Origin of the sequence: Nocardia otitidiscaviarum (assembly GCF_007362295.1) — a bacterium.
Classification (GTDB): Bacteria; Actinomycetota; Actinomycetes; order Mycobacteriales; family Mycobacteriaceae; genus Nocardia; species Nocardia otitidiscaviarum.
The window spans coordinates 6732297-6757633 of sequence record NZ_CP041695.1 but is presented as its reverse complement, the minus strand read 5'-3'; the positions used below and the strand labels follow the sequence as shown (position 1 = coordinate 6757633).

The following is a 25337-nucleotide window of genomic DNA, read 5'->3' as shown; positions in this document are numbered from 1 at the left end:
AGTCGATGAGCGTCGTCAGACGCCCGCTGGTTCCTTCTCCAGCGCCACCGCGGCGTCCTGCGCCCTGTTGTTCCGCATCTCGGTGAGCTTCGCGCCCTCCACGTCGATATCGGGGAGGATGCGGTCCAGCCACTTCGGGATCCACCAGGCGTAGGGGCCCATCAGCACCAGCAGCGCCGGGATCACGACCATGCGGACGATGAAGGCGTCGAAGAAGACGCCCGCCGCCAAGGCGAAGCCCATGGACTTGGCCACCACGTTCTCCTGGAGCATGAACGCGCCGAAGACGGAGATCATGATGATGGCCGCCGAGGTCACGACGCGGGCGCCGTGGTGGTAGCCGCTGATCATGGCGTGCTTGGAGGACTTGCCGTGCACGTACTCCTCGCGCATGCGGGTCACCAGGAACACCTGGTAGTCCATGGCCAGGCCGAATACCAGGCCGATCAGCATGATCGGCAGGAAGCTGACCAGCGGATGGCCCTCGAACAGCCCGAACGCGCCCTCCTGGAAGATCAGCACGGTCGCGCCGAAGGTGGCCGCCATGGACAGCAGGAAGCCGAGCGCGGCGGTCAGCGGCACCAGGATGGACCGGAACACCAGCACCAGCAGCAGGAACGCGGCCCCGGCCACCAGCGACAGGTACGGGACGACGGCCTTCAACAGCGCCGCCGACACATCCGCGTAGATGGCGGTGGTACCGGTGATGCCGTACTCCATGCCGTACTTGTCGTGGAACTCCCGCTCGGCGTCGCGGGCGTGCTCGACCAGATCCTTGGTGGTCTGATCGTTGGGTCCGGCATCGGGGACGCCGGTGAACAGCGCCGCGTTGCCGTCCTCGCTCGGCATGGTCGCGGTCAGGTAGTCCATGCCCTCGTAGCCCGCCAGCCGCTCACGCAGGTCGGTGACCGCGGCCTCGCGCTGGTCCTGCGGCACGTCGGTGAGATCCACCGCCACCATCAGGGTGCCGTTGGAGCCCTCGCCGAAGCCCTTGGTCTGCAACTCGTACGCCTCGCGCATCGGGTTGCCCTCGGGGAACGAGTCGCCGCCCGGCAGGCCCAGTTGCATATTCGCGGCGGGCGCGGCCAGCAGGCCGAGCACCACCACACCGGCGGCCAGCGCCAGCACCGGAGCCTTGGCGATCAGACGGGCGAACCGCATGCCGTTGGTGACGGCGGTGTCGTCCTCGGGATCGTGCTTGGCGACCAGCGGCAGCTTCGGCTTGAACAGGTACTTGCCGAACGCGCCCAGCAGCGCGGGCAGCAGGGTGACGGCCACCAGCACCGCGAACGCCGCCGCGACCGCGCCGAAAATACCCATGTAGGTGAGGAATCCGACGCCGACGATACTCAGCGCGGCCAAGGCGATGACGACCGTCAGGCCCGCGAAGATGACCGCGGAACCGGCGGTGCCGACCGCGGTGCCGGCGGCCTCCTCCGGCGAATCCGCCACGCTCAGCTCATGCTTGTACCGCGAGACGATGAACATGGCGTAGTCGATGGACAGCGCCAGGCCGATCATGGACGCCAGGATCGGCGTGAAGGTCGGCAGGGTGAGCCAGTGGGTGCCGAACAGGATCACCGAGATCGCGGAGCCCAGGCCGATGAGGGCGGTCAGCACCGGCACGAAGGCCGCCACGATGGCGCCGAACGCCACCGCCATCACCACCAGCGCCACCGCGATACCGATGAGCTCGGCCGCACCGCCGGTTTCCGGCTCCTGGGCGATGCTGCCGGTCAGGTACACCTCGAGTCCGGCCGCCTGCGCATCCGCGGCGACGTCGTGCGCCTTCTCCCGATCGGCCGGGGTGACATCGGCGAAACTCGGAATCGAGTACTTGACCTCGACGGTCGCCACCGAGTCCGGCACGGTCTCGCTGAGTACGTTCAGCGGCGCGCTGGCGCAGACGGCGGTGAAGCCGGGGCTGTCGCGGTCGCCGGTGAGGCAGTTGATGCCCGCGGGTTTGCCGATCTCCTCGGTGGCGGTGATCGGATTGACGACGGGCTTGCTCTTGTCGACGATGTCGAGGGCGGACAGCTTGTCCACGAACGCCTGCAGGGCCGCCGCGTTCCGCGGATCGGTGAGCTTCTCGCCCTCGGGCGCGCCGACCACATAGGTGCCGGTGACCACGTTCATGTCGAAGGCGGCCGACATGCCGGGGAAGTGCTCGTCGAGGATTTCGGTGGCCCGCTCGGACGGCAGTCCGGGCATGGTGAACTGGTCCTGGAACGGTTTGGAGAGCGCACCGCCGATACCGCCGAGCAGTATCAGCAGGGTCAACCACACCGGTATGACTATCCACTTTCTGCGGAAGGCGAACCTTCCCCAGCGATAGAGGTATACGGACACGAGGGGTCTCCTGGCGATTGGCTGTGCGTGTGCTGGTGTCGAGCTACTCGTAGACAGCACTCCCTGCGGGTGCCGCGTGCGCACTCCGCCTCCAGACTGACGTTTTCTGCCTACCGTGCGGTAGGTAGACTACCCAGCGCCTAAGCGGAGGAACAACCTCAATTCCGGTGGCGCTACTCGCAGTACAGACTAGTGGTGAGAGGATCATCCCATGACCGGACGAGAACCTGCTGTAGATATCGCCGCAGGTAGAGGCACTAAAGACGTCATCAGGGATGTGGCACTTCGGCTGTTCTCCACCAGGGGCTTCGAGCAGACCAGCCTGCGGGAGGTCGCCGATGAGGTAGGAATCACAAAGGCGTCCCTCTACTATCATTACTCCTCGAAACAGGATCTGCTGCTGGCCGTGATCGAACCGGTCTTCGCGGATATGCGCGCCATGGCCGCCGAGATCGACGAGCGGGAATACAGCCGCGACGCCGTCCGCGAGATCCTCACCCGCCAGCTGCGCTCCATGCTCGATCACCGCCCCATCGGCCGGATGTTCGTCAACGACGGCGTCGCGGTCGGCAATGCCATCGGCCGCAACTACGAGCAGATGCTCGAGATGCACAGCAAGCTGTGCCGGTGGCTGGCCGGACCGGACGCCGATCCGGAAGCGCTGCTGCGGGCCAGCGCGGCCCTGGACGTCGTCAAAACCGCGCTGTTGTCGCAGCAGATCGCGCCGGACGTGGACGAGGAGCTGGTCGAACGCGTACTCCTGGACGCGGCGCTCGGAGTTCTGATCCCGGCGCGCTAAATTCTTCTTTCGCCGTACCGAACTCAGGAGCCCCTTGTGCACATCACCGCGAAAGTCGACTACGCGGTGCGAATACTCGTCGAAATCGCCCGGGCGCAATCGCAATCGGTGAAGGCCGACGTGATCGTGGCCGCCCAGGAGATCCCGCCGAAGGTGCTGGAGTCGGTGGTCGCCGAATTGCGCAAGGCCGGACTGGTCACCAGCCGCCGCGGTCCCGAGGGCGGCTACCGGCTGGCCCGGCCCGCCCGCGAGATCAGCGTGGCCGATGTGATTCGCGCGGTGGAGGGGCCGCTGGCCTCGGTGCGCGGGCAGCGGCCCGAGGATGTGGTGTACCCCGGGGTGGCCGAGCCGTTGCAGCGGGTGTGGATCGCGCTGCGGGTGAACATCCGCTCGGTGCTGGAGCGGGTGAGCATCGCCGATATCGGCAACGATCTGCTGCCGACCTTCCTGGATGAACTGCTGCGTGATCCCGATGCCTGGACCCGGCGTCCGCGCCCGCTGGACACCGCCCCGCACGGGGAATGGCGCGACCCGGAGGCGGGCCCGCACGGCGAGTGGCGCGATCTGGACCGGCCGGATATCTGACCCGCCTGCGAAAGGATTCGTTTCACTTTTCTCGGCGGCGGCGCGCTGCCCCCACAATTCCCGGGGACGGGTGCGCCGCATCGGGGGTAGCCTGCGAACATCATGTTGATCAGACTTCTCCGCACCTTCCTGGCGCCCTACCGGTCACAGCTGGCGGGGGTCATTGTGCTTCAGCTGATCTCGGTCCTCGCCATGCTCTACCTGCCCAGGCTCAACGCCGACATCATCGACTACGGCGTCACCCAGGGCGATATCGGCTACATCTGGAACACCGGCCTGTGGATGCTGGCCGTGACCGGTGTGCAGATCGTGGCGCAGGCATCCTCGGTGTACCTGGGCGCGCAGGCCGCCATGGGCGCGGGACGCGATATGCGCGCGGCCCTGCTGCACCGCGTCGGCAGCTTCTCCGCGCGCGAGGTGGGCATGTTCGGCGCGCCCTCGCTGATCACCCGCAACACCAATGACGTGAACCAGGTGCAGCTGCTCATCCTGATGAGCGCCACCATCCTGGTGATGGCCCCGATCATGTGCGTGGGCGGCATCATCATGGCGCTGCGCGAGGATCTGGGCCTGTCCTGGCTGCTGCTCATCGCGGTGCCCGCGCTGGGGCTGTCGATGGCCTTCATCATCACCCGCATGGTGCCCGGCTTCCGGCGCATGCAGGAGCGCATCGACGCGGTGAACCGGGTGCTGCGCGAGCAGATCACCGGTATCCGCGTGGTGCGGGCCTTCGTGCGGGAGCGGCAGGAGACCTGGCGCTTCGGCGTCGCCAACTCCGAGCTGACCGAACAGGCGCTGTACGTCGGCCGCTATATGGCGCTGATGTTCCCGCTGGTCATGCTGATCTCCAATGTGACCGCGGTGGGCGTGATCTGGTTCGGCGGCCACCATGTGGACGCCGGGACCATGCAGATCGGTTCGCTCACCGCCATGCTGTCCTACATCATGCAGATCCTGACGGCGGTCATGATGGCCTCCTTCCTGGCCATGATGGCCCCGCGCGCCGCGGTGTCGGGCGAGCGCATCGGGGCGGTGCTGGACACCGAATCCTCGGTGCTGCCGCCGCCGCTGCCGCGGCCGTTCGAATCCGATCCGGGTTCGGTGGATTTCGCCTTCGCCGAATTCAAGTTCCCGGGTGCGGAGAAGCCGGTGCTGCGGGCCATCCGGTTCCGGGTGGATCCCGGCACCACCACCGCGGTGGTGGGCTCGACCGGTTCCGGCAAGACCACGCTGATCAATCTGATTCCGCGGCTCATCGACGTCACCGACGGGGCGGTCTACGTGGGCGGCACCGATGTGCGGCATGTCGACCTCGAGCAGTTGCGCGCGCAGATCGGCCTGGTGCCGCAGAAGGCGTACCTGTTCTCCGGGACGATCGCGTCGAATCTGCGCTACGGCAAGCCCGACGCCACCGACGCCGAACTCTGGCACGCCCTGGAGATCGCGCAGGCGGCCGACTTCGTGCGGGATATGCCGCAGGGCCTGGAAACGCCGGTGGCACAGGGCGGTACGACGGTGTCGGGCGGCCAGCGCCAGCGCCTCGCCATCGCCCGCGCCCTGGTGCGCAAACCACGTATCTACCTGTTCGACGACTGCTTCTCGGCCCTGGACGTGGCCACCGACGCCCGGGTCCGCGAGGCGCTGCGGCCGGAGACCGCGAACGCGGCGGTGATCACCGTGGCGCAACGGATCTCGACCGTGCGCGAGGCCGACCAGATCGTGGTGCTGGAGGACGGCGCGATCGTCGGCCTCGGCACCCACGACCGACTGCTGCGCGACTGCACCGAATACCGCGAGATCGTGGAATCGCAGCTGAGCCCGGAGGAGGCGCGATGAGACACACTGGGCGGAGCCTCTCGTCGCGCCGACCGGGCGCGGGTGTCCCGCAGGAAGGAGCGGCGAAGTGAGGCCCGGGGCACCGAATCCGGGCGCTCCGGACGCGAAAGCCAAATCGTTCGGACCGTCGCTGAAGCGGCTGCTGCGGCGGCTCGCGCCCGAACGGGCCTCGCTCACAGTCATTTTCGTGCTCGCGGTGGTCTCGGTCGTGCTGAACACCCTGGGGCCGCAGATCCTGGGCAAGGCCACCAACCTCATCTTCGACGGTGTGGTGGGCAAACAGCTTCCGGCCGGACAGTCCAAGGAGCAGGTGGTCGAGCAGCTGCGCGCCAGCGCCGACACCACCTTCGCCGACATGCTCTCCGGCATGGACGTGGTTCCCGGTGTGGGCGTGGACTTCTCGGCCGTCGGCATGGTCCTCACCGGGGTGCTGCTGCTGTTCATCGGCGCGTCGCTGTTCGGCTGGCTCCAGTCGTACCTGCTCAATATCGTCATCAACCGCACCGTGAAGCGGTTGCGCGGCGATATCGAGGCCAAGATCCACCGGCTGCCGCTGCGCTACTTCGACCAGCTGCCGCGCGGTGATCTGCTCTCGCGCGTCACCAATGACGTCGACAATGTGTCACAGACGTTGCAGCAGACCATGAGTCAGCTGGTCACCTCCACGCTGACGGTGATCGGCGTGCTGTTCATGATGTTCTGGATCTCGCCGCTGCTGGCGCTGATCGCGCTGCTGACGGTGCCGCTGGCGGTCATCGTGACCGCCCAGATCGCCAAGCGCTCCAAACCGCACTTCGTGGACCAGTGGAAGTACACCGGCCAGGTCAACGCCCAGGTCGAGGAGGCCTTCACCGGTCACGAGATCGTCACCGCCTTCGGCCGTGGCCGCGAGGTCGGCGCGGAGTTCGACAAGACCAACGCCAAGCTCTACCACGCCGCGTTCCGGTCGCAGTTCATCTCCGGCCTGATCATGCCCGCCATCATGTTCCTGGGGAACCTGAACTACGTGCTCATCGCCGTGGTGGGCGGTCTGCGCGTGGCCTCGGGCAATCTGTCGCTGGGCGAGGTGCAGGCGTTCATCCAGTACTCGCGCGGTTTCACCCAGCCGCTCACCCAGATCGGCTCCATGATCAATCTGTTGCAGTCGGGTGTGGCGTCGGCCGAGCGCATCTTCGAGATCCTGGACGCCGAGGAGCAGGTGCCCGACCCCGAGGTGGAGGATTCGCGGCCGGTGGACCGCGGCCGGGTGGCCTTCGAGGAGGTGTCGTTCCGCTACGAGCCCGACACCCCCGTCATCGAGGAGCTGTCCCTGATCGCCGAACCCGGCCACGTGGTGGCCATCGTCGGCCCGACCGGTGCGGGCAAGACCACGCTGGTGAACCTGCTCATGCGCTTCTACGAGCTGGACGCGGGCGCGATCACCGTCGATGGTGTGGACATCACCCGCATCACCCGCGACCACCTGCGCGAACGCATCGGCATGGTGTTGCAGGACACCTGGCTGTTCGGCGGCACGATCCGGGAGAACATCGCCTACGGCAATCCGAAGGCGTCCGAGGACGAGATTCTGGAGGCGGCGCGCGCGGCCTACGTCGACCGCTTCGTGCATGCGCTGCCGCACGGTTACGACACGGTCATCGACGAGGAGGGCTCCGGCGTCTCGGCGGGTGAGAAGCAGCTCATCACCATCGCCCGCGCCTTCCTGGCCACACCGTCCATCCTCATCCTGGACGAGGCCACCAGCTCGGTGGACACCCGCACCGAACTGCTGGTGCAGCAGGCCATGGCGGCGCTGCGCCGGGACCGCACGAGCTTCGTCATCGCGCACCGCCTGTCCACCATTCGCGATGCGGACCAGATCGTGGTCATGGAGCAGGGCCGGATCGTCGAAATCGGCACCCACGAACGCCTGCTCGCCGCCCGTGGCGCGTACTACCGGCTCTACAACGCCCAGTTCGCCGCCGCCATTACCGACGAAGGCGGTGCGGACGAGCCGGACGCGGACGCGGTGCCGCTGGCGAAGACCTGACACCAGGCTCTCCGCCACGTACTCTCGCTAGAGTAATGCTCTAGCGAAAGGTGTAGTCATGCCCGACACCGAGCCCACGCGGGTGCTCATCCTCGGCGGTTACGGCACGGTCGGCCGCGAGGCCGCCGCACATCTGGTCGATGCGGGCTGCCGGGTGACCCTCGCCGGGCGCAATCCCGAGCGGGCGCGTCCCGTGCCGGGCGCGGAGTTGCTGCGCGTCGATATCGCTGACGCCGCCCAGGTCGCCGCCGCGCTGACCGGCGCCGATGTCGTGCTCATGTGCGCCGAGCTCGACAACGCCCGCATCGCCCGAGCGTGTTTCGAGCGCGGCATCGCTTACCTCGATGTCACGGCCACGCTCGACGTGATCACCGCGATCGAGGAGCTGAGCGACCTCGCCACGGCGGCGGGCGCGACCGGGGTGCTCAGCGTCGGCCTCATCCCCGGGGTGTCGAATCTGCTCGCCCGAACGGTCGTCGCCGCCTCGGGATTGCGCACCGTGCGCATCGGCGCGATGCTCGGCTCCGGTGAGGCGCACGGCCCGGCCGCCGTGCGCTGGACCCTGAACGGCCTCGGCCGGCTCACCGGTTCCTGGCGGATGCGCTTCCCCGAGGGCGCCCGCACCGTGCACCGCTTCCCGTTCTCGGACCAGTACACCCTGCGCCGCACCCTCGGCCTCGATACCGCCGACACCGGCCTCACCCTCGACTCCCGGGCCGTCACCGCACTGCTGGCCGCCGCCCGCCGCCCCGCCCTGGCCCGGCTCATGCGCGGCCGCACCGCCGAACGCCTGCTCACCCGCGTCCACCTCGGCTCCGACCGCTTCGCCCTGGTGGCCGAATCCGATACCGCGGCGGCCTATTTCGCAGGCCACCGGCAGAGTGCCGCGACCGGCCTGGTGGCGGCACTGCTCGTCCAACGCGTCTCCGGCTTCCCCGCTGGCATTCATCACATCGAGGAACTGGTGGATCCGGCGGAGTTCCTGCCCGCCCTGGCGGCCTACGGCTTCGACCTGCGCCTCGCCGCACGGCTCCCGGGGTGACCGCGACCCGTCTCGGACGCGCGACGGGGGGCTGGGAGGATATTCGGGTGTCTTCCCCCGAATCCTTCGCTTTCAAGGTCGGCACCCGGTTGGACGGTCGGCACGGCCGCACGGGTGTGATCAGCACGCCGCACGGCGACATCGCCACGCCCGCCTTCATTCCGGTGGGCACCAAGGCGACCGTGAAGGCGGTGCTGCCCGAGGCCATGAAGGAGCTGGGGTCACAGGCATTGCTGGCCAACGCCTACCACCTGTATCTACAGCCGGGTCCGGACATCGTGGACGAGGCCGGTGGGCTGTCGAGCTTCATGAACTGGCCGGGACCGACCTTCACCGACAGCGGCGGCTTCCAGGTCATGTCGCTGGGCGTGGGCTTCAAGAAGGTGCTCGCCATGGAGGCCGTGGGCGTGCAGAACGACGACGTGATCGCCAAGGGCAAGGAGCGGCTGGCCCACGTGGACGATGACGGCGTCACCTTCCGCTCCCACCTGGACGGGTCGAAGCACCGCTTCACCCCCGAGGTGTCCATGGGCATCCAGCATCAGCTGGGCGCGGACATCATGTTCGCCTTCGACGAACTCACCACGCTCATGAATACCCGTGGCTACCAGGAGGAATCGCTGGAGCGCACCCGGCGCTGGGCGCAGCGCTGCCTGGACGAGCACGAGCGGCTCACCGCGGCCCGCGCGCACCGGCCCTATCAGGCGCTGTTCGGCGTCATCCAGGGTGCGCAGTACGAGGACCTGCGGCGCAAGGCATGTCGCGATCTGGAGGAGCTGCGTGGCGCCGCCGGAACGGGTTTCGACGGATACGGCATCGGCGGTGCGCTGGAGAAGCACAATCTCGGCACCATCGTGCGTTGGTGCTGTGACGAACTGCCCGAGCGGAAGCCGCGGCACATGCTCGGCATCAGTGAGCCCGAGGACATGTTCACGGCGGTGGAGAACGGCGCCGACACCTTCGACTGCGTGAACCCGTCGCGGGTGGCGCGCAATGCGGCCATCTACGTCGACGAGGGCCGATTCAATATCAACACCAGTCGCTTCCGCCGCGACTTCACCCCCATCGACGACACCTGCGACTGCTATACCTGCGCCAACTACACCCGGGCCTACCTGCACCACCTGTTCAAGGCCAAGGAGATCCTCGCCGCCACCCTGTGCACCATCCACAACGAACGCTTTACCGTCCGGTTGGTGGACCGTATCCGCGGCAGTATCGAGCGCGGTGAGTTCGACGCCTACAAGACCGATTTCCTCGGTCGGTGGAAGGGCCGAATCAAGGCTCCCGCCAATTGATCTCGGCCGGGTGTGGGAGCCGGAGCCCCCACACCCGTCGCGGTCAGCTCGCGAGCGCCGATTCCGCGCGCGGCGCGTAGGACGGCTCGTGCCGCTTCAGGTACCCGATCACCCAGTAGGTGAGGGGCAGCACGATGACCTCCGCCAGGGTCTTCCACAGGAACCCGACGATCACGTAGTTGATGAACGAGCCCCACGTGCTGATGCCGATGGCCGTCGCCGCGATGGAGCAGAAGATCAATGTGTCACCGAATTCGCCGACCACGGTGGAGCCGAGCAGTCGCGCCCACAGGTGCTTCTCCTTGGTCTTCTCCTTGATCGCGACCAGCGTGGCCGAATTCAGCATCTCGCCAACGAAGTATCCGGCCAGTCCGGCTAGCACCAGTTGCGGCGTGGTGCCGAGCACACTGCGGAAGGCTTCCTGGTTCTCGTAGAACCCGGCCGGGGGCAGCTCGATGGCGATCTTGAACGCCACCACCATCAGCAGCAGGATGCCGAAGCCGTAGTAGATGGCCCGCCGCGCGGCCTTGAAGCCGTACACCTCGCTGAGCACGTCGCCGATGATGTAGGCGAGCGGGAAGAGGAACCACGCGCCGTCGGTGGTGATCGGGAGTAGTTCGATCGGCCCGAGGCTGAACGAGTGGTCGGAGAGGAACTGCACGCCCTTGGTGGCGCAGATGTTCGAAATGATCAGAACTGCCGTGAACAGTGCCACGACCGGTGTGTAGTAGCCCCCCGCCGCCTTCGCGAATGCCGCGTGTTCGGTGGCGGGGCGTCCAGGTCCGACCGTCTCGGCCGGTAATGCATCACTCACGAAGTGAACAGGATACCGGTCACTGCCATCGGTGGAATAGGCTGGGCAAATGACGAATAGCGGTGACTCCGACGAGTGGTGGAAGCAGTACGGGGGTGAGGGCGTCACGCCCGATTCGTCTTCCTCGCCGTCGGTGCTGCAGCCCCCGGTCGCCGGTTATTCCTCGGCACCGCAGTACCAGGCTCCGCCGATGACACCGCCACCGCAGCAGCAGTATCCGAATTACCCTCCGCCGCAGGCGAATCCGAGCACGCCCGGATACCCGCAGCCCACTCCCGCGCCCGCCCCCGGCCCGCCGTACGGCTATCAGTCCGGTGGGCAGGCACAACCGAGTTATCCCCAGGGCGGCTACGCGCCGTACGGGTACGCGCCCCAGCGGAGCACCAACGGCCTGGCGATCGCGTCGCTGGTGGTGTCGATCCTGGGCTTGACGACCCTGTTCTTCTGCTTCCTGCCGATCGGATCGCTGGTCGGCCTGATTCTGGGCGTGGCCGCGCTCAACCAGGTGAAACAGTCACAGCAGGAGGGCCGCGGCCTCGCCCTGGGCGGCATCTGGGTCGGTGCGGCCGGACTGGCGCTGGGTGTGCTGGCGTGGATCTTCATCGGAGCGGCGGTCATCTCCGGCTCCTAGCCCGGCCCCGGACGGACGAGAGCGGGGGCGCATCCGACCGGATGCGCCCCCGCTCTGGTGCTGTCGCCAGCTCTCGACGGCTCAGCTGTCGACGACTCAGCTCTTGACGACCTGGGTGCCGCCCGCGAACTTGTCGTGCCAGCCCTGCTTGTTCGGGTCCTGCTCGATGGTGACCGCGATGTAGATCCACAGGCCGATCGAGATGAGCAAGCCCAGGCAGGGAATGATATTGGCCAGGACGAACAGGTTGCGCTTGGCCGAGGTCGCCGGATCCAGGGTGCCGCCGCCGGGGGCGAGCACGCGCATGCCGAGCAACTTCTTGCCGAGGGTCTGGCCGCTCTGCTGGGTCTCCATGAAGACGAAGTAGCCGAACAGCAGCGCCGGGGTCAGTACCGACCACAGCGTGCCGAGCGTGCTGGAGCTGGAGTTGAGCACCCAGCCGATGATGCCCGCGGGGATGCCGACGATCAGGCCGTCGATGATGCGCGCTCCGAGGCGGGGCCACAGCTCACCGGGGGCCGTGCCGCCGAACCCGCCACCGAATCCCGGTGCGCCGTAACCGGGCTGCTGCCCGTACTGCGGCGGCTGGCCATACGGCTGCTGCTGCCCGTAGGGGTCCGGCTGCTGCCCGTACTGCGGCTGCTGGCCGTAGGGGTCCGACGGCTGCTGGCCGTAGGGGTCCGACGGCTGCTGGCCGTAGGGATCGGACGGCTGCTGCCCGTACTGCGGCGGCTGCTGGTTGTAGGGGTCGGACTGGCCGTAGGGCTGCTGCTGACCGTACTGCGGCTGGCCCTGGCCGTAGGGCTGGCCGCCGGGGTTCTGCCCGTACGGGTCGCCGCCCTGCGGATACTGATTGGGGTCGTACCCACCGCTCGTCATTGTCTCGCCGTCCTCATGTGAAGTTTCGTCCGGTGTGGTGTCGAATCCGTACGTTACGGACCTGGACTGCTCGCAACAAGCCAATCCGGATCGAGTGTCCACGGTTCGCGCGGCAGGTCCGCCGGGCGGAAACGGGGCAGCAACTCGGCCGGGCTGTGCGCCGTGTAGCCGAGCGACCTGGCCAGGTATCCCACCACCTCGTCGACGGTTTCGCCCCGGTCGAGCCGGTCACCGAGGGTGACCGCGCCGTCGCGTTTGGCCAGCCGCTGCCCGGCTTGATTCAGCACCAGGGGCACATGGGCGTACTGCGGTACGGACAGGCCGAGCAGGGTCGCCAGATATGCCTGCCGGGGTGTGGAGGGCAGCAGGTCGTCACCGCGCACCACCTGGTCGATGCCCTGCTCGGCATCGTCCACCACCACGGCCAGGTTGTAGGCCGGAATGCCGTCGCCGCGCCGCAGCACCAGATCGTCCACCGCGCCGCGGTAGGAGCCGTGCAGTTCGTCGGTGATCTCGAATTCGTGGACCTTGGCGCGCAAGCGGAGCGCGGCGGGCCGACCCGCGGCCCGGCGTTCGGCGCGCTCTCGAGCGGTCAGATCGCGGCAGGTGCCCGGATACGCACCCATCGGGCCGTGCGGTGCGGTGGCCGCCTGCTGGATCTCCCGGCGCGTGCAGAAGCATTCGTAGGTGAGCCCGGCATCGGTGAGCCGGGCGATGGCCGCCTCGTAGCGCGGTATCCGCTCGGACTGCCGCACCACCGGCGGATCCCACTCCAGCCCGATGGCCGCCAGGTCCGCGAGCTGCCGTTCGGCGGCTCCGGGCCGCACCCGGTCCAGGTCCTCGACGCGCATGAGGAAGCCGCGCCCGGTGGAGCGGGCGAACAGCCAGGCCAGCAGGGCGGTGCGCAGATTCCCCAGGTGCAGATCGCCCGAGGGGCTGGGCGCGAACCGGCCGTTGCCCACGGCGGTGGCCGGGCATGCGGCGGGCGCGGTCTGGTCGGTGGACACGTAGGTCCATGCTAGCGGCGGTACTCACAGCCCTGGCCGTCGGCGAGATGCCGGGGGTGGGTGCACCTGAGCGGCGGCCGATGCGGCGCGGGTGGTCAGCGGATTACTCACGCTCTCGGTCCGATGCCAGCAGCGTCAGCCGCACCCGCAACCTCTCCTCGGCGATGGGTGTATCGGTGTCGAAGGTTGCGAGGAGCTCCTTCGCACGGGCGACGAGTCCGGCGCTGTCGATACCGTACGGCGGTGGTCCGAAGGCCGTGAGGCGGTGCACGGCGCGCTCGAGGAGGGTGCGCGCACCCTTCCGATTCCCCCGCTGAATGTGGGTCAGGCCAACGGCATACTGGGCCAATCCCTGCCACAGCATCCTTTCGGCGAACGGCCCGTTCTTCCACGCGGCCTCCAGGACCTCATGGGCATTGAAGGCGAGTCCCGCATCGAGGAGTTGCTGGGCGTACTCGAGCGTTTCCGCGGGTGGGAGTTCGAGATCGTCCGGTATGCGAGGTACGCCGACACTGCCCATGGGCAGCGGGCGGCCAAAACGATCACGGGGACGCGCATTCCGCGCACGTCCGCTCTCGTCACGGTCCCGGGAGTCGTCGGCATGCGGTGCATCGGCCATGGCCTCCATCATCCCGGATGTGCGCGACAGCGGCGGCGGTCCGGTTTGCCACCCGGATGCGCACACCTACCCGCAATAAATATGCGCCACCCGATATTCGCCCGTTTAGGCATTCTGCAATTATTTGGCAAATAGTTTGCCAGCAAACTTTGCCACGCATTCGCTGGTTGAATTCGAAAGAATGCGATCTCCTGTTGACGAACCCTGCTACTGTTTAGCCCGGGAATGGTCATCGGGGGAGCATTCCCATCGTGAAGTGCAGAGAACGAGTTGACGGCACAGTTGCGTGCTACCTCAGGCGCACTGCGGAAGTCGGATTTCACCCGCTTCCGGCCTGTCACGAGAACGATGCCAGCAAGAACTCACGCATGATGCAGCAAAGGAGCTAGAACCGTGAAGGTGGATTTGGCAGGCGCCTCATGGCGCAAGAGCAAACATAGCGGCCCGAATGGAAACTGTGTGGAAGTGGCGTTTCTGCGGGACGGCAACATCGCGGTCCGCGACAGCAAGGACCACGGCCACGGCCCGATCCTGGCATTCACGCCGGGCGAGTGGGATGCGTTCGTGATGGGCGTATCCGACGGAGAGTTCAAGCGCGCCTGATCCGACGAACAGGTGGCCCCGAGTCAACGCGGACTCGGGGCTGTATCTTTTTGCCTCCGCTTCGCTCAGTCCAGAACCGAGACGCGCCGCCAACCCCGGAGCGTGCCGGTCGGGGGTGCTGGGTCAATCGGTGTGGTGGCCGTTGCCTTCTTCCTGGGCGCGGCGGAGGACGGCCAGTTGTTTGTGTTCTTCCTCTTGTTCAGTGGTGCGGTGTAGGTCGCGCTCGGCGTCGGGGTCGGGGCGGAAGAAGGCGCCGGTGCCGGGGCGGCCCGCTATGCCCAGTTCGTTCATCTTTCGGGGGACGCGGGCGCCCTGGTATTCCAGCGGGATCGGGTGGCCGTGGGCATCGACGGGGCCCAGGGGTTGGTGCAGTTCGATGTACTCGCCGTGCGGAAGTCGGCGCACCACACCGGTTTCGATGCCGTGGTCGAGAATCGCGCGGTCACTGCGTTGCAGGCCCAGGCAGAGCCGGTAGGCCACGTAGTAGGCCAGCGGCGGCAGCAGGAGCAGGGCGAAACGGAATCCCCAGGTCGTCGCATTGAGCGAGATATGGAATCCCAGCGCGATGATGTCGTTGACGCAGGCCAGCGTGAGCACGAGGTAGAAGGTCAGCGACATGGCCCCGATCGCCGTGCGAGTGGGCACGTCCCGGGGGCGTTGCAGCAGGTTGTGGTGGGCGCGATCGCCGGTGAGCCGCTTCTCGATCCACGGATAGGCGATGAGCAGTACGAAGATCAGCGGCATGAGGATGGCCACCGCGAACGCGCCGGGCACGGTATGGCCGAAGATGTACAGCTCCCACGGCGGGAACAGCCGCAGGAATCCGTCGGTCCACATGAGGTAGAAGTCCGGCTGCGTACCCGCCGACACCTGGGAGGGGTTGTACGGCCCCAGATTCCAGATCGGATTGATCTGCAACAGCCCGCCCATGAAGGACAGAATCGCCAGGTTGAACGCGAAGAACGCGCCCTGGTCCAGCGAGAACACCGGCACGATGCGGGTGCCGATCACATTGCGTTCGGTGCGCCCCGGGCCCGGGTACTGCGTGTGCTTCTGATACCAGACCAGCGCGATGTGCGCGGCCACCAGCGCGATCATGATGCCGGGGAACAGCAGCACGTGCGCGATGTAGAGCCGCGGAATGATGATGGCCCCCGGGAAGTCCCCGCCGAACATGAGCCAGTGCAACCAGGTGCCGATGATCGGCGTGCTCATGGTGATGCCCGCGAAGGCGGCGCGCAGCCCGGTGCCGGAGAGCAGATCGTCGGGCAGCGAGTAGCCGAAGAAGCCCTCGAACATGGCGATGATCAGCAGCAGTGAGCCGAGTACCCAGTTGGCCTCGCGCGGTCGCCGGAACGCACCGGTGAAGAAGACGCGGGACAGGTGCACGATCATGGACGCGGTGAAAAGCAGTGCGGCCCAATGGTGTACCTGCCGCACGAACAGTCCGCCACGCACATCGAAGGAGATCTCCAGTGTGGACTCGTAGGCGCGTGACATGGTGACGCCACGCAGCGGCTGGTAGGTGCCGTCGTACACGACGTGCGCCATGGACGGGTCGAAGAACAATGTCAGATACACGCCGGAGAGCAGCAGGATGATGAAGGTGTAGAGCGCGATCTCACCCAGCAGGAACGACCAGTGGGTCGGAAACACCTTGTTGATGGATCGTTTCAGGAATGCGGCGGCTTGATACCGCGCATCCATGGCATCGGCTTGTTCGGCCGCTCGACGGCCCGCACGTGAAGTTGCCATTCGCGGTCACCCCGCCCCCGCAGGAGAGTGAAATACTTCTACTACAGACGGTAGCACGCAGTGCCGTTGGGCCGGGCCGGAATTCCGGCCGATATGGTCGCGGGCGTGAACTCGCTGGCGCCTCGGGACGCGACCATGTACTGGCTGTCCACCCGCACCCGCACCCGCAATGATTTGTTCCTGCTGTACTGCTTCGCCGATACCGGTGTGCCCACAGCGGAATTGCGTACCGCCATTGCCGAGCGAACCACCCGCATTCCAGATTTGCTGGTCCGGGTGCTGGACGTTCCTGCGAACCTTGCGTATCCGCGGTGGACGCCCTGCGAGTTCGCTGACAGCCAGCTCGTCGAGCACACTCTCGATAAATCCGACTGGTCTGAACTTCTCGCCGACCTCGGCAAACTCGTGGGCACCGGTCTCGACGCCGCCGACCGCCCCTGGCGGCTGCATCTGTTCCGCGGCATAACCGATGCCCCGACCATGAACGGCCCCGCCCTGATCGCGGTCCTCCAGGTTTCCCACGCCCTCGCCGACGGCCGCCGCGCCGCCGCCCTCGCCCGCGCGCTGTTCACCGAGCACGACGGGGGAGCGCCGATTCCCTTGCCGCTCATCGAGAATGACGCGAGAACAGACTGCGCGAACGACGTGGGTCGGACGGACGGGAGCGGCAGCCTGGCCGCGTGGCGGGCCGCCGTGTTCCCGGATCGCGCGACGAGTTGGCTCGCGGCGGCAACCGCCTTGCCCGCCATACCGATAGGCATGGCCCGCACCGTCTTTCGCGGCTACACCGCCTACCGCGCGCAGCGCGAGCTGGAGGAGCTGACCGTGCGGGGTGAACTTCCGCCACCATCGCCCGGCTACCCGCCGAATCTGCTGCACGGCAAGGGCTCGGTCCCCGCACACGCGGTCCGTGTTCGCGTGTATGACGTGACCGACCTGCGCACCCCCGGGTACACCGTCACCGTCGCCGCACTCACCGCGGTGTCATTGACCCTGCAGCGCTACCTCAGCGCCCGGGGCCGGCCAGCCGACGCCCTCGGCGCTCAGGTTCCCATGGCCGTCTCCGGCGACTCCGGCGGCCGCCGCAACAGTTACCGCGACCTCTCGGTAGACCTCGCCATCGACGAACCCGACCTGTGCCGTCGGGCCGACCGCATCGCCGCGACCATGGCCACCCGCCGCACCCGGGCGACCCACCCCCTGCACGCCGCCCAGGACGCGGTGACAGCCGCCCTCCCGGCCCCGATCCTCCACCGCGACGTCACCACCTACCCGATCGACATCCTCCCCGACCAGGTTTCGGGCCACACCGTCGTCTCCAGCGTCCACCGCGGCCCCGCCGACCTGACCCTCGGCAACGGCCGCGTCCACTTCACCGCCGGTTTCCCGGCCCTGGGATCCGTCATGCACCTCACCCACGGCATCCACGGTCTCGGGGACACGGTCACCTTCTCGGTGCACGCCGATCCCGTCGTCATCCCGGACCTCGACGCCTACGTCCGTCTGCTGGCCACCGCTGTGGCCGAGGTGGTCGCCGCGCTGCGCTCCCTCGCCGGAAATACCGAAGGGCTCCGTCCGGAGTAATCCGGACGGAGCCCTTCGAGAGCGGAGGATAGGGGATTTGAACCCCTGAGGGCTGTTAACCCAACCCGCGTTCCAGGCGAGCGCCATAGGCCACTAGGCGAATCCTCCGCTGAGCAATATAGCGGCTGATCCGGGTGTACGGCAAAACGGGCAGCTGAGGGGCTATTTCTGCGGGAGGGCGGCGAGGGCCTTCTGGACCTGCTCCTTGGCGATCTGGCCGACTTCCTCGGTGCTGATCGTGTCGGCGCTGGCCCGCTTGATGCTGATCTCCACCTTGACCGACACATTGCTGTCGCGCACCGCGACCGTGTAGTCGAGGTTGTTTCGGTAGCTGGAGTCGCGGGTCTCGGTGTGCCAGTAGCCCTCCTCGCCCAGGCCCGTCACATCGCCGGAGGCCAGGCCGCTGCCGGTGGAGCGGGTGTCGTATTCCTTCCAGCGCTTGTAGTCCGGATCGGGCTGGTAGTACTTGCTGCCCGCGGCCAGGAAGGACACCTCGAGTGTGATGTCGGCGTCATTGTCGACGTACTTGTCGGAGCTCGGCTCGGTGTAGCTCGCCTTGCACTCGAGCTTGCCGCCGGAGTACGAGGTGGGCTGGGTCTCGGTGTGCGTCGGCGAGCCCTCCGGAGTGCGCGACCACCTGGTCAACGCGGTCGGGTCGATCAGCGAGCAGGCGTTGGTGACATTGTCCATCGTGTACTTGCCGTCGGCATTGGCGTTCTCGGTCTCACCGCCGGCGGTGTTCGGGGAGTCGTCGCCACCGCTCATGAGGGCGATGCCGCCGATGGCGACAGCGACGATCACCACCAGGCCGATAATGCCGCCGACGATCAAACCGGCCTTGTTGCCGCCGGACGGCGGGGGCGTCGGATAGCCGGGGTAGCCGGGCTGGGGAGCCGGACCGGAGGTGTAGGGCTGCGCGGGCCCGGCGGCGAACTGCTGCACCGGGGCGGGACCGGAGGTGTAGCCCGGCTGGTAGGTCTGCTGCGGGGGCGGCGTGTAGCCCATGCCCCCGCCGTAGTTGAGCATGGTGGGATCCGGTGCGGATGGCTGCGGCGCACCCTGGTTGAGCATGGTCGGGTCCGGAACCTGTTGTCCCGGCGCGTAGTTCAGCATGGTCGGATCACCGGCGACCGGCTGGGCATCGGCTGCGGCGGGTGGGGTGGACCACCACTGGGCCGTCTCGGAGTGGTTTCCGGGGTTCTGCTCGCCGCCCGGTGGTGGATTCGTGCCTGTCACTGCCTGTTCCCCTCGATGTAGAGCGGGCCCTCCCCGCAATGTCCGACAGATCGTAGCGACCCCGGGCGGCGGGCGGCTCGGTGAGCGGCTACACTGGCCGACGGATCCAGCGCGGCGCGCATCCTGTGAACTCCCCCAGGGCCGGAAGGCAGCAAGGGTCAACGGGCTCTGCCGGGTGCGCTGGGTCCCCTTTCATTTCCGGGCCGGTTTTCTCCGCTCGCCGATCGGCTCCGCGTATATCCCTCCCACTTCCGCCTGCTCGCCGAGTAACGTGGGCGGCTGGGTCCGCGGACCCCCATCGCGGACCCCAAGGAAATCGACCCCACGCCGTTGGAAAGGCCCGAGGATGCCCCGGCAGACGCAAATCGGTTTGATGAGCCATGCGGAACTCGTATCGGAACACGAGACGCAGGACGCGAACTACGCGAAGCTCAAGACCGAGAAGCTCACGCTGGATCTGACCCGGGGTAAGCCCGCGCCCGAGCAGCTGGATCTGTCCGCGGATCTGCTCTCGCTGCCGGGCGCCGACGACTACCGGGACGCTTCGGGCACCGATGTGCGCAATTATGGCGGACTGCACGGTCTGCCGGAGCTGCGCGCCATCTTCGGCGAACTGCTGAACATTCCGGTGGAGAATCTGCTGGCGGGCAACAATGCCAGCCTGGAGATCATGCACGACATGGTCGTGTTCGCCATGCTGCACGGCACCGCGGATTCGGAGCGGCCGTGGGTGCAGGAGCCGGTGCGCAAATTCCTGTGCCCGGCACCAGGTTACGACCGGCATTTCGCCATCACCCAGTCGCTCGGCTTCGAGATGATCCCGATCCCCATGCGCCACGACGGTCCGGACGTGCCCGCCATCGCCGAGTTGGTGGCCGCCGATCCGACCGTCAAGGGGCTGTGGGCGGTGCCGAACTACTCCAACCCCACCGGTGTCACCTTCTCCGAAGAGGTGGTGCGCGAACTGGTTTCGATGCCGACCGCGGCCGCCGACTTCCGGCTGTTCTGGGACAATGCGTACGCCGTGCATCCGCTGACCGATACCGCCGACCCGGTGCTGGACGTGCTGGGCATGGCGGCTGCCGCCGGTAACCCCAACCGTCCCTTCGTCTTCGCCTCCACCTCGAAGATCACCTTCGCGGGTGCGGGCGTCAGCTTCGTCGGCGCGTCCACCGCCAACCTGGACTGGTACCTGAAGCACGCCGCCAAGCAGAGCATCGGCCCCGACAAGGTGAATCAGCTGCGTCACCTGCGCTTCTTCAAGGACGCCGAGGGCGTGCGCACACATATGCAGAAGCACCGCGCCATCCTGGAGCCGAAGTTCACACTGGTGCTGCGCATTCTGGAGGACCGTCTCGGCGCGTCCAAGGTGGCGTCGTGGACCGAGCCCAAGGGCGGCTACTTCATCAGCCTCGACGTGCTGGAGGGCACCGCCAGCCGGGTGGTGGCGCTGGCCAAGGACGCGGGCATCGCGCTGACCCCGGCCGGTGCGTCCTTCCCGTGCGGTAAGGACCCCGACGACAAGAACATCCGCATCGCCCCCAGCTTCCCCAAGGAGGCGGAACTCGAGAAGGCCATGGACGGCCTGGCGACCTGCGTGCTGCTCGCCGCCACCGAGAAGCTGCTCGCGGACGGCAAGTAAGCACACACCAGCGGCGCGCATCGTTGTCCGGTGCGCGCCGCTGGCTTCTCCGAATGAACCTTCTCCGAATGAACTCAGCCGTCAGGTGGGTTTGTGCGCGAGGACGGCGAAGATGGTCACCGACAGGTGGATGTCGCCGGAGGCGGCACCGGCCTCCAGGTCCGCCACCAGCTGGTCGCGCTGCTCCTGGGTGATGGCCCGGCGGGCGACGGCCATATCGGCGACGCGGGCGACCAGTGCGCCCGCGCCCGCACTGCGGTCCTGGACCAGCGCGTGCGAGCCGATGTCGTCGATGACCAGTCCCGCCCGGGTGAGCTGCCCGGCGAGCTGGCGGCCCGCGTAGGGATTGGTGGTGCTGGCGATCATGGTGTCGATGACCTCGTTCACCACGCGGCGGTCGCCGGGATGCACGATGGCGGTGCCCCAGTCGCTGTCCATCACCACGACGCGACCGCCGGGCGCGAGCACGCGGGCGATCTCACCGGCGGCACGGGCGGGCGCGGTGAGGTGCTGGAAGACCCGTTCACACAGGGCGACGTCGAAGGTGTCGTTGCCGAACGGCAGCCCGTAGGCGTCACCGGACATGAATTTCGCGCTGGAGCCGTGGTTGGCGGCCCGCCGTTCGGCGGCGGCCAGCAGGGCCGGGTCGGGTTCGACGCCCATGGCCAGGCCGGTGGGGCCGACCCGGTCGGCGAAGGTCAGCACCTCGGACCCGGTGCCGGAGCCGATGTCGAGGGCGCTTTCGCCGGGCTGCGGGGCGAGCGCCTCATGAGCCCAGTGCCGCAGGCTGCGGATGGCGGGTAGTGCCGCGCGTAGGTCGCGGACGTCGACGAGTTGGTCTTGGCCGTTCTTGTCGAACCGATCCGGTGCCAGCCCGGACCGCGTGCCGTTATGCGGCACGGAGCCCACTGTGGGGGAGGCCATAGTGTCAGGCATGGGCCGAGCCTACTTGTGTTCGGGGACGACGCATCACAAGGTCTGTGATATGCGTCACGATAGCGCTCTTCGCCCGGTTGCGCACGGATGCGGCCGCCGTCGCACCCCTTCTCGCTCGACAGTGCGTGCCGAAGTGCGATGATCGATGCCATGGCGACCCGCAAGCTGTGTATCGCGCAGGATCCGCAGGCCGATGAGCTGCTCTCCACCGACGACTTCGCATTGCTCGTCGGCATGGCCCTGGACCAGCAGTTCCCCATGGAGCACGCGTTCCGCGGCCCGCAGAAGATCGCGGACCGGATGGGCGGTTTCGACATCCACCGCATCGCCGCCGCCGATCCCGCCGAGTTCGAGGAGATCGGGGCCACGCCGCCCGCCATCCACCGCTACGGGCGCTCCATGGCACGGCGGGTGCAGGAGTTGGCGCACTACATCATCGAGCACTACGACGGCCGCGCCGCCGGCCTGTGGACCGACGGCGACCCGGACGGCAAGGAAGTCCTGAAGCGCCTCAAGGCCCTGCCCGGTTTCGGCGACCAGAAGGCCCGCATCTTCCTGGCGCTGCTGGGCAAACAGGACGGCCTGGCGGCGAAGGGCTGGCGCGAGGCCGCCGGCGCCTACGGCGAGCAGCACTCCCGCCGCTCGGTCGCCGACGTCACCGACGCCGAATCCCTGGCCCAGGTCCGCGAGTTCAAGAAGCAGGCGAAGGCCGCCGCCAAGGCGGGCTGACCGGATCCGCCGCCCGCGGGATTTCGCCACGGTCAGCTGGACGCGGCAGCGGCGAACGGGGTGGCCGACGGTGGGACGGCAACCGCGCCGTGTGGCTGCCACACACCGCGTCGACGCAGGATGGGCAGTACGCCCTCGCCGAACCAGTACGCCTCTTCCACATGGGGATAACCCGACAGGACGAAGTGGCGAATGCCCACCCGCGAGTATTCGATGAGCCGTTCGGCGACCTCGGTGTGCGAGCCGACCAGGGCGGTTCCGGCGCCGCCGCGCACCAGCCCCACGCCCGCCCACAGATTGGGCGCGATCTCCAGCCGATCGGTGCTGCCGCCGTGCAGTTCGGTCATGCGGCGCTGTCCCTCGGATTCGCTGCGCGCTAGACTCGCCTGCACGCGCGCCACGTCGGCCGGGTCGATGCCGGCGAGCAGTCGATCGGCCTCCGCCCACGCCTGCTCCGAGGTGTCGCGGGTGATGACGTGAATTCGTAAGCCGTAGTCGAGGATTCGACCTCGGTCGACGGCCAGGCCGCGAATCCACTCCAGCTTCTTCGACACCGCGAACAATGGCTCGCCCCAGGTGAGGTAGGTGTCGGCGTGGGCGGCGGCCACCGGACCGGCGGCCGTCGACGACCCGCCGAAGAAGATGGGCGGCACCGGGTCCGGATGATTGTGCAGCAGCGCGTCGTCCACTCGAATGTGCTCGCCCGCGAAGCTGATCGGCTCCCGGGACGTCCACAGCCGCCGCACCACGTCCAGGAATTCTCCGGTGCGCCGATACCGCTGCTCCTTGTCCAGCCGATCCCCGTACGCGCGCTGCTCGTGGCTCTCGCCGCCGGTCACCACATTGAGCAGCAGCCGCCCTTCGGAATGCCGCTGGAAGGTCCCCGCCATCTGCGCGGCCAGGAATGGGCTCACCAGTCCGGGCCGCAGCGCCACCAGGAATTTCAGTGTGCGCGTGGACTCCACCAGCATGGCGGTGGTGAGCCAGGCGTCCTCGCACCACGCTCCCGTCGGAGTGAGCACGGATTCGAAACCGTTCTCCTCGGCGGCTCCGGCGATCTGGCGCAGATACCGCAGCGTGGCGGGCCGGTCTCCCGACATGGCGGTGCCGTGACCACCCGCGACGAGTTCGCGGGAGTCGCCGTAGGTGGGCAGGAACCAGTGGAACGACAATGACATCGGCTTTCTCCGAATCAGGCGGGGGTGAGCAGGTCGTTGAAGCGGGTGTCGACGAAATCGGCGATGGCTATCCGCTCCGGGATGAGCCCCGCCGCGGCGAAGGCGTCGGCCACCTGCTGCTCGGCCGCGACGGTGGCGTCGTCGATGGGGTGGTCCCGGTACGGTGCGCGGGCCACGGCCAACCGCGTCACCTCCACGGGCAGCCCGGTGACCTGCGCGAAGGTCGTGGCCCACGCTTCGGTATCGCCATTGACCCAGGCGTGCGCGCGGGCGATGCGGGCGAGCAGGTCGCGCAGCGCGGCCGTGGTCGCGGGGCTGTCGAGCGCCCGCCGCCCGGCCACGTAGAAGGAGTCGCCGGGCACATATCCGTTGCCGTCCACCAGGATCCGCGCATCCGCCTGCTGCTGCGCCTGCGCGGTGTAGGGATCCCAGCTGGCCCACGCATCGACGCGTCCGGTGCTCAGCGCGGCGAGCGCGTCGGCCGGTTGCAGGTACTGCGGTTCGATATCGGCGAAGCCGAGTCCGGCCGCGGTCAGCACGGACAGCAGATGGTGGTGCGCGGAGCTGCCCTTTGCGACAGCGATCTTCTTGCCGCGCAGGTCTTTCGGGTCCCGCAGAGGTGAGTCGCGGGGAACGACGATGGCCTGACCGCCGGTGCCGATCAGATATGCCGAGACGATCCTGATTCCGGCCCCGGCGGCGGCCGCGAACACCGGCGGGGCATTGCCGACCCCGCCGATGTCGACCGCTCCGGCATTGATCGCCTCCAGCATGGGCGGTCCGGAGGTGTACTGGGACCATTCGATGCGATAGGGGATGTCTTGCAGCTCACCCGCCGCCGCCAGCAGGGCCTGGGTGCCGGTGCCCTTCTGGTCGCCGATGCGCAGCGTCACCGCGGACAGGTCCACGGAACCGTCGGGGCGCAGCGCGTCGCCGTTGGGGTCCGTTCCGCCGCAGGCGGTGACGAGGGCCGTGGCGAGGGCGAGCACGGCGGCGAGTCGTCGGGTGGTCATGCGGTTCCTTCCGGGGCGACGCCGAGGGCGGCGAGCAATTCGCGGCGCAGCGCGAGGAATTCGGGGTGGTCGCGGCGGCGCGGCCGGGGCAGGTCTACCGCGAGGTCGCGGGCGATCCGGCCGTCGCCGAGCACCAGGGCGCGGTCGGCCAATAGCAGCGCCTCGTCCACGTCGTGGGTCACCAGCAGCACGCCGGGGCGATGCCGCTGCCACAGCTCGAGCACCAGGCCGTGCACGCTGATGCGGGTCAGCGCGTCCAAGGCGCTGAAGGGTTCGTCGAGCAGCAGCAGATCGGGTGCGCGCACCAGCGCGCGAGCCAGCGCGGCGCGCTGCGCCTCGCCGCCGGACAGGGTGCCCGGCCAGACCTCGGCGCGTTCGCCGAGCCCGACCTCCGCCAGCGCGGCGCGGGCGGCCCGCTCCGGCTCCGGATGCCGCAGTCCCAGCGTGATGTTGGCCAGCACCCGCTGCCACGGCACCAGGCGTGGCTCCTGGAAGGCCACCGCCACCGCACCGGATACCGCCAGCGTTCCGGTGTGGTCGGTATCCAGCCCCGCCAACGCCCGCAGCAGCGTGGATTTGCCGGACCCGCTGCGCCCCAGCAGCGCCACGAACTCCCCGCGCCGGATCTCCAGATCGATGCCACGCAGTATTTGCCGCGCACCGAATGTCTTGCCGAGCCCACGGATTCGCGCGACGGGAGCAGTTCGATCCGAATGCGCCCCCGCCGCCGCGTCCGCCGGACGGGTGGCCGCGGTGATCATGGCCGCCGCTGG

22 protein-coding genes, 1 tRNA gene and 1 other RNA gene are annotated in these 25337 nt (G+C 68.0%); 12 read left to right on the top strand and 12 right to left on the bottom strand.

Annotation, left to right across the window (positions count from 1 at the left end; genetic code table 11):
* Positions 1 to 15 precede the first annotated feature (15 nt).
* A complete protein-coding gene (locus FOH10_RS30370; protein ID WP_143983242.1) occupies positions 16 to 2349 on the bottom strand; it encodes an MMPL family transporter in 2334 nt (777 codons plus the stop codon).
* Between the two features lie 277 nt (positions 2350 to 2626).
* Here FOH10_RS30370 and FOH10_RS30365 point away from each other — a divergent pair, with 277 nt between their 5' ends.
* The 6 genes from FOH10_RS30365 to tgt all read left to right on the top strand — a co-directional run bounded on the left by FOH10_RS30365 (position 2627) and on the right by tgt (position 9938).
* Complete coding sequence (locus FOH10_RS30365) at positions 2627 to 3148, top strand: TetR/AcrR family transcriptional regulator (RefSeq protein ID WP_244961441.1); 522 nt, start codon at positions 2627 to 2629, stop codon at positions 3146 to 3148.
* A gap of 36 nt (positions 3149 to 3184) precedes the next feature.
* Positions 3185 to 3733, top strand: coding sequence for an RrF2 family transcriptional regulator (locus FOH10_RS30360; RefSeq protein ID WP_081592155.1), 549 nt, complete (start codon positions 3185 to 3187; stop codon positions 3731 to 3733).
* A gap of 102 nt (positions 3734 to 3835) precedes the next feature.
* Positions 3836 to 5569 (top strand): ABC transporter ATP-binding protein, encoded by a 1734-nt coding sequence (locus tag FOH10_RS30355; protein ID WP_143983241.1) that lies wholly within the window; start codon positions 3836 to 3838, stop codon positions 5567 to 5569.
* Between the two features lie 67 nt (positions 5570 to 5636).
* Positions 5637 to 7598, top strand: coding sequence for an ABC transporter ATP-binding protein (locus tag FOH10_RS30350; RefSeq protein ID WP_143983240.1), 1962 nt, complete (start codon positions 5637 to 5639; stop codon positions 7596 to 7598).
* Positions 7599 to 7656: 58 nt separating this feature from the next.
* A complete protein-coding gene (locus FOH10_RS30345) occupies positions 7657 to 8640 on the top strand; it encodes an NAD(P)H-binding protein (protein ID WP_143983239.1) in 984 nt (327 codons plus the stop codon).
* Positions 8641 to 8687: 47 nt separating this feature from the next.
* Complete coding sequence (gene tgt / locus FOH10_RS30340) at positions 8688 to 9938, top strand: tRNA guanosine(34) transglycosylase Tgt (RefSeq protein ID WP_143983238.1); 1251 nt, start codon at positions 8688 to 8690, stop codon at positions 9936 to 9938.
* A gap of 43 nt (positions 9939 to 9981) precedes the next feature.
* On the opposite strand, the gene FOH10_RS30335 is transcribed toward tgt, so the two are convergent.
* A complete protein-coding gene (locus FOH10_RS30335; protein ID WP_143983237.1) occupies positions 9982 to 10752 on the bottom strand; it encodes a queuosine precursor transporter in 771 nt (256 codons plus the stop codon).
* 49 nt (positions 10753 to 10801) lie between these two features.
* Here FOH10_RS30335 and FOH10_RS30330 point away from each other — a divergent pair, with 49 nt between their 5' ends.
* A complete protein-coding gene (locus FOH10_RS30330; protein ID WP_143983236.1) occupies positions 10802 to 11383 on the top strand; it encodes a DUF4190 domain-containing protein in 582 nt (193 codons plus the stop codon).
* A 96-nt stretch (positions 11384 to 11479) separates the two neighbouring features.
* Here the strand turns inward: FOH10_RS30330 and FOH10_RS30325 are convergent, their stop codons facing one another.
* From FOH10_RS30325 to FOH10_RS30315, 3 genes are all read right to left on the bottom strand, one after another.
* Positions 11480 to 12262, bottom strand: a complete 783-nt coding sequence (locus FOH10_RS30325) for an RDD family protein (protein WP_143983235.1) — start codon at positions 12260 to 12262, stop codon at positions 11480 to 11482.
* 53 nt (positions 12263 to 12315) lie between these two features.
* A complete protein-coding gene (gluQRS, locus tag FOH10_RS30320; protein ID WP_244961440.1) occupies positions 12316 to 13269 on the bottom strand; it encodes a tRNA glutamyl-Q(34) synthetase GluQRS in 954 nt (317 codons plus the stop codon).
* A gap of 103 nt (positions 13270 to 13372) precedes the next feature.
* Positions 13373 to 13888 carry a DUF309 domain-containing protein gene (locus FOH10_RS30315; protein ID WP_143983234.1) on the bottom strand — a complete coding sequence of 172 codons (516 nt, stop codon included), beginning with the start codon at positions 13886 to 13888 and terminating at the stop codon, positions 13373 to 13375.
* Positions 13889 to 14281: 393 nt separating this feature from the next.
* Between FOH10_RS30315 and FOH10_RS30310 the strand changes: the two genes are divergently transcribed.
* Positions 14282 to 14491, top strand: a complete 210-nt coding sequence (locus tag FOH10_RS30310) for a DUF397 domain-containing protein (protein ID WP_029932862.1) — start codon at positions 14282 to 14284, stop codon at positions 14489 to 14491.
* A 123-nt stretch (positions 14492 to 14614) separates the two neighbouring features.
* On the opposite strand, the gene qcrB is transcribed toward FOH10_RS30310, so the two are convergent.
* The gene (gene qcrB / locus FOH10_RS30305; RefSeq protein WP_143983233.1) at positions 14615 to 16246 is read right to left on the bottom strand and encodes a cytochrome bc1 complex cytochrome b subunit; all 1632 of its coding nucleotides are present in this window, start codon (positions 16244 to 16246) and stop codon (positions 14615 to 14617) included.
* A 105-nt stretch (positions 16247 to 16351) separates the two neighbouring features.
* Here qcrB and FOH10_RS30300 point away from each other — a divergent pair, with 105 nt between their 5' ends.
* Positions 16352 to 17830, top strand: a complete 1479-nt coding sequence (locus tag FOH10_RS30300; RefSeq protein WP_186000626.1) for a wax ester/triacylglycerol synthase domain-containing protein — start codon at positions 16352 to 16354, stop codon at positions 17828 to 17830.
* Positions 17831 to 17852: 22 nt separating this feature from the next.
* Here the strand turns inward: FOH10_RS30300 and FOH10_RS30295 are convergent.
* Together FOH10_RS30295 and FOH10_RS30290 are read right to left on the bottom strand one after the other, a co-directional pair.
* Positions 17853 to 17938 (bottom strand) — tRNA-Ser (locus FOH10_RS30295).
* Between the two features lie 54 nt (positions 17939 to 17992).
* Entirely contained in the window at positions 17993 to 19066 is a 1074-nt protein-coding gene (locus tag FOH10_RS30290) for a hypothetical protein (RefSeq protein WP_143983231.1), read from the bottom strand.
* Positions 19067 to 19165: 99 nt separating this feature from the next.
* On the opposite strand from FOH10_RS30290, the gene ffs reads away from it, so the two are divergent.
* Both ffs and FOH10_RS30280 read left to right on the top strand, forming a co-directional pair.
* An RNA gene (gene ffs / locus FOH10_RS30285) (signal recognition particle sRNA small type) lies at positions 19166 to 19260 on the top strand.
* A gap of 152 nt (positions 19261 to 19412) precedes the next feature.
* The gene (locus FOH10_RS30280; protein ID WP_143983230.1) at positions 19413 to 20708 is read left to right on the top strand and encodes an aspartate aminotransferase type Ic; all 1296 of its coding nucleotides are present in this window, start codon (positions 19413 to 19415) and stop codon (positions 20706 to 20708) included.
* 81 nt (positions 20709 to 20789) lie between these two features.
* Here the strand turns inward: FOH10_RS30280 and FOH10_RS30275 are convergent, their stop codons facing one another.
* On the bottom strand, positions 20790 to 21632 hold the full coding sequence (locus tag FOH10_RS30275; protein ID WP_143984409.1) for a methyltransferase domain-containing protein: 843 nt from the start codon (positions 21630 to 21632) through the stop codon (positions 20790 to 20792).
* Positions 21633 to 21794: 162 nt separating this feature from the next.
* Here FOH10_RS30275 and FOH10_RS30270 point away from each other — a divergent pair, with 162 nt between their 5' ends.
* The gene (locus FOH10_RS30270) at positions 21795 to 22373 is read left to right on the top strand and encodes an HhH-GPD-type base excision DNA repair protein (protein ID WP_143983229.1); all 579 of its coding nucleotides are present in this window, start codon (positions 21795 to 21797) and stop codon (positions 22371 to 22373) included.
* A 32-nt stretch (positions 22374 to 22405) separates the two neighbouring features.
* On the opposite strand, the gene FOH10_RS30265 is transcribed toward FOH10_RS30270, so the two are convergent.
* From FOH10_RS30265 to FOH10_RS30255, 3 genes are read right to left on the bottom strand one after another with little or no spacing between them, the layout of a single operon-like run.
* The gene (locus FOH10_RS30265; RefSeq protein WP_143983228.1) at positions 22406 to 23551 is read right to left on the bottom strand and encodes an LLM class flavin-dependent oxidoreductase; all 1146 of its coding nucleotides are present in this window, start codon (positions 23549 to 23551) and stop codon (positions 22406 to 22408) included.
* Between the two features lie 14 nt (positions 23552 to 23565).
* The gene (locus FOH10_RS30260; protein ID WP_143983227.1) at positions 23566 to 24564 is read right to left on the bottom strand and encodes an ABC transporter substrate-binding protein; all 999 of its coding nucleotides are present in this window, start codon (positions 24562 to 24564) and stop codon (positions 23566 to 23568) included.
* Positions 24561 to 25325 (bottom strand): ABC transporter ATP-binding protein, encoded by a 765-nt coding sequence (locus FOH10_RS30255; protein ID WP_143984408.1) that lies wholly within the window; start codon positions 25323 to 25325, stop codon positions 24561 to 24563. The genes FOH10_RS30260 and FOH10_RS30255 overlap by 4 nt, the downstream gene beginning before the upstream one ends.
* Positions 25326 to 25337 lie beyond the last annotated feature (12 nt).